2 protein-coding genes are annotated in these 3,521 nt (G+C 67.3%); both read left to right on the forward strand.

Annotated features, from left to right (window positions below):
* Positions 1-115: 115 nt before the first annotated feature.
* Entirely contained in the window at positions 116-1,849 is a 1,734-nt protein-coding gene (locus tag AB3X43_RS04630) for a glycoside hydrolase family 13 protein (protein WP_369428704.1), read from the forward strand.
* 69 nt (positions 1,850-1,918) lie between these two features.
* Positions 1,919-3,521: alpha-amylase family protein (locus AB3X43_RS04635; RefSeq protein WP_369428705.1), on the forward strand; the 1,603-nt coding region annotated here is incomplete at its 3' end.

Consider the following 3,521-nt stretch of genomic DNA (forward strand, 5'->3'; position numbering starts at 1 on the left):
ATCACGCTGCGGATCCGCCCGGAGCACGGCTACCTGTTCGACGCCGCCGGACTGGCGTTCACGCGCACCGTGCAGCTGCCCGCCTGAACTCCCGACACCGACACGACCGCCGACCATGACCGCACGCTCCGACCGCGACTGGTGGAAACAGTCCATCGTCTACCAGATCTACCCGCGCAGTTTCTGCGACAGCAACGGCGACGGCATCGGTGACCTGCCCGGCATCACCTCGAAGCTGGACCACCTGAAGGCGCTCGGCGTCGATGTGGTCTGGCTGTCGCCGGTCTACGCCTCGCCGCAGGACGACAACGGCTACGACATCAGCGACTACCGCGCCATCGCGCCCGAGTTCGGCACGATGGCCGACTTCGACGAGATGCTGGCGCAGATGCATGCGCGTGGCATCAAGCTGATGATGGACCTCGTGGTGAACCACAGCTCGGACGAGCACGTCTGGTTCCAGCAGGCCCGCCAGAGCCGTGACCACCCGTACCACGACCATTACTTGTGGCGTGCGCCCAAGCCCGATGGCTCTCCGCCGACCAACTGGGAGGCCGCGTTCAACGGCTCGGTCTGGGAATGGAACGAGGCCACGGGCGAGTACTACCTCCACATGTTCAGCCGCAAGCAGCCGGACCTGAACTGGGAGAACCCGGCACTGCGGGCCGAGGTGTACGACGTGATGCGCTTCTGGCTCGACAAGGGCGTGGACGGCTTCCGCATGGACGTGATCAACATGATCTCGAAGCCGTGGAATGCCGATGGCAGTCTGCCGGATGCGCCGGTGGTGCGCGACGGTTTCTTGCAGCCGGGTTTCATGTTGACCTGCAACGGGCCGCGCCTGCTGGAGTTCCTGCGCGAGATGCGCGAGCAGGTGCTCGACCACTACGACACGATCACCGTCGGCGAGGCTCCGCTGGCGACCATCAAGCAGGGCCGCGAGCTGACGAACCCCGAGACCGGCGCGCTGAACATGCTGTTCCAGTTCGAGCACATGGACCTCGACAGCGTCGGCGGTCACATGAACGGCAAGTGGGCGCTGAAACCGCTCGACCTGCGCGACCTGAAGGCGACGATGACGCGCTGGCAGGACGCGCTGTACGGTCAGGGCTGGAACAGCCTCTACCTGAACAACCATGACCAGCCGCGGCCGGTGTCGCGCTTTGGCGATGACGGGCGTTACCGGGTCGAATCGGCCAAGATGCTGGCGACCTTCCTGCACGGGATGCAGGGCACGCCCTATGTCTACCAGGGCGAGGAACTCGGCATGACCAATGTGGCCTTCGAAGCGATCGAGGACTACCAGGACATCGAGATCCGCAACATGTACCGCGTCGCCACCGAGGAACGCGGCATGGACCCGGCCGAGGTGATGGCGTCGATCCACGCCAAGGGCCGCGACAACGCCCGCACGCCGATGCAGTGGGACGATTCGCCCAACGCCGGCTTCACGACCGGCACGCCCTGGCTCAAGCTGAATCCGAACTACCTGCAGATCAACGCCGCGCAGGCGGTGGCCGACCCGGAGTCGGTCTTCCAGCACTACCGGCGCCTGATCGCGATGCGGCGGGTGCACCCGGTGCTGGTGCACGGCCGCTACGCGCTGCTGCTGCCCGACCATCCGCAGATCTACGCCTACACCCGCACGCTGGGCACGGGTGAGATGGCCGAGTGCTGGCTGGTCGTCTGCAACTTCAGCGGCGACACACCCGCGTTCGATCTGCCGCCCGAGGTGGCCGCGAGCGGCTGCGACTGGATGCTTGGCAACTACCCGCCGTGCGAGGGCGACGCGCTGCACGGTTCGCCGCTGCGACCGTGGGAAGCGCGGATGCTGCGCCTGCGCGCTTGATCCGCACCCGCCGCGACGCCCCCGATACTGTCTCTCCATACTGAACGACCCACTGACAAGGAGGCCGCCGTGGCCACCGACACGATTTCCGGCCCGCGGGTGACCGGACGCCCCGTTCCCGCCTGGGTGACGCCCGATGCCCAGCTCGGCCGCGTCTGGCAGACGCTGCACCAGTCGCTCGCCCGCGAGGCCCATTGGCCCGCGTTCGACGAACGGGTGCGCACCCACTTGAAGACGCTGCGTAGCGAGCTGGCTCCGCTCTACGGCCACCGCGACGACTTCGAGGCCTTCCTCGTCCGCCTGCTGCACACCGCGTTCGACGCTTGGCGCCACCGCTCCGACGACCTGAAGGCGCTCGACGACCAGCGCGAGCACGATCCGGGCTGGTTCCAGTCGCAGCGCATGCTGGGTGGTGTCTGCTATGTCGATCTGTTTGCGGGCAACTTCCGCGGCATCGAGGCGCAGATCCCGTATTTCCAGGAACTCGGCCTGACCTACCTGCACCTGATGCCGCCGTTCCTGTGCCCCGAGCCGCACAGCGACGGCGGCTACGCGGTCAGCAGCTACCGCGCGACCAAGCCTTCGCTGGGCACCATCGACGAACTGCGCCACCTGGCGGAGAAACTGCGCGAGGCGGGCATCTCGCTGGTGCTGGACTTCGTGTTCAACCACACCTCGGACGAACACGACTGGGCGGTCGGCGCGCGGGCGAACGATCCCGCCTACCAGGACTATTTCTACCTCTTCCCCGACCGCACCCAGCCCGACGCCTACGAGCGCACGGTGCGCGAGATCTTTCCCGACGAGCACCCGGGCGCCTTCTCGCAGCTCGACGACGGCCGCTGGGTCTGGACCACCTTCCACTCCTACCAGTGGGACCTGAACTACAGCAACCCCGACGTGTTCCGCGCGATGGCCGGCGAGATGCTGTTCATCGCCAACCTGGGCGTCGAGTTCCTGCGCATGGACGCCGTGGCCTTCATCTGGAAGCGGCTGGGCACGTCCTGCGAGAACCTGCCCGAGGCGCACCACCTGCTGCGCGCCTACAACGCGCTGGCGCGCATTGCCGCGCCGGCGCTGCTGTTCAAGAGCGAGGCCATCGTCCACCCGGATGACGTGGTGGCCTACATCGCCCCCACCGAGTGCCAGATTTCGTACAACCCGCTGCAGATGGCGCTCTTGTGGAACACGCTGGCCACGCGCCAGGTGGACATGCTGCAGAAGGCTCTGGCCGAGCGGCACCACATCGCCCCCGGCACGGCCTGGGTCAACTACGTGCGCAGCCACGACGACATCGGCTGGACCTTCGCCGACGAGGACGCGCTGCAGCTGGGCATCAACGGCTTCCACCACCGCCAGTTCCTCAACCGCTTCTACGTCAACCGCTTCCCCGGCAGCTTCGCGCGCGGTGTGCCGTTCCAGGACAACCCGGCCACGGGCGATTGCCGCATCTCGGGCACCGCCGCCTCGCTGTGCGGGCTGGAGCAGGGCGACGCGCACGCGGTGGCGCGGCTGCTGCTGCTGTATGGCGTGGCGCTGTCCTCGGGCGGCATTCCGCTGATCTACCTCGGCGACGAAGTCGGCACGCTCGACGACCACCGCTATCTCAGCGATCCCGGCAAGGCTGGCGACAGCCGCTGGGTGCACCGCCCGGCCCGCGACGAACGCCGCT

Source organism: Sphaerotilus sp., from assembly GCF_041083715.1.
In the GTDB taxonomy this organism is placed as follows: domain Bacteria; phylum Pseudomonadota; class Gammaproteobacteria; order Burkholderiales; family Burkholderiaceae_C; genus Sphaerotilus.

What these genes read in the sequence shown, in the direction of transcription:
- AB3X43_RS04630 (WP_369428704.1), top strand. Translation starts at nt 116, where the DNA reads ATGACCGCACGCTCCGACCGCGACTGGTGGAAACAGTCCATCGTCTAC.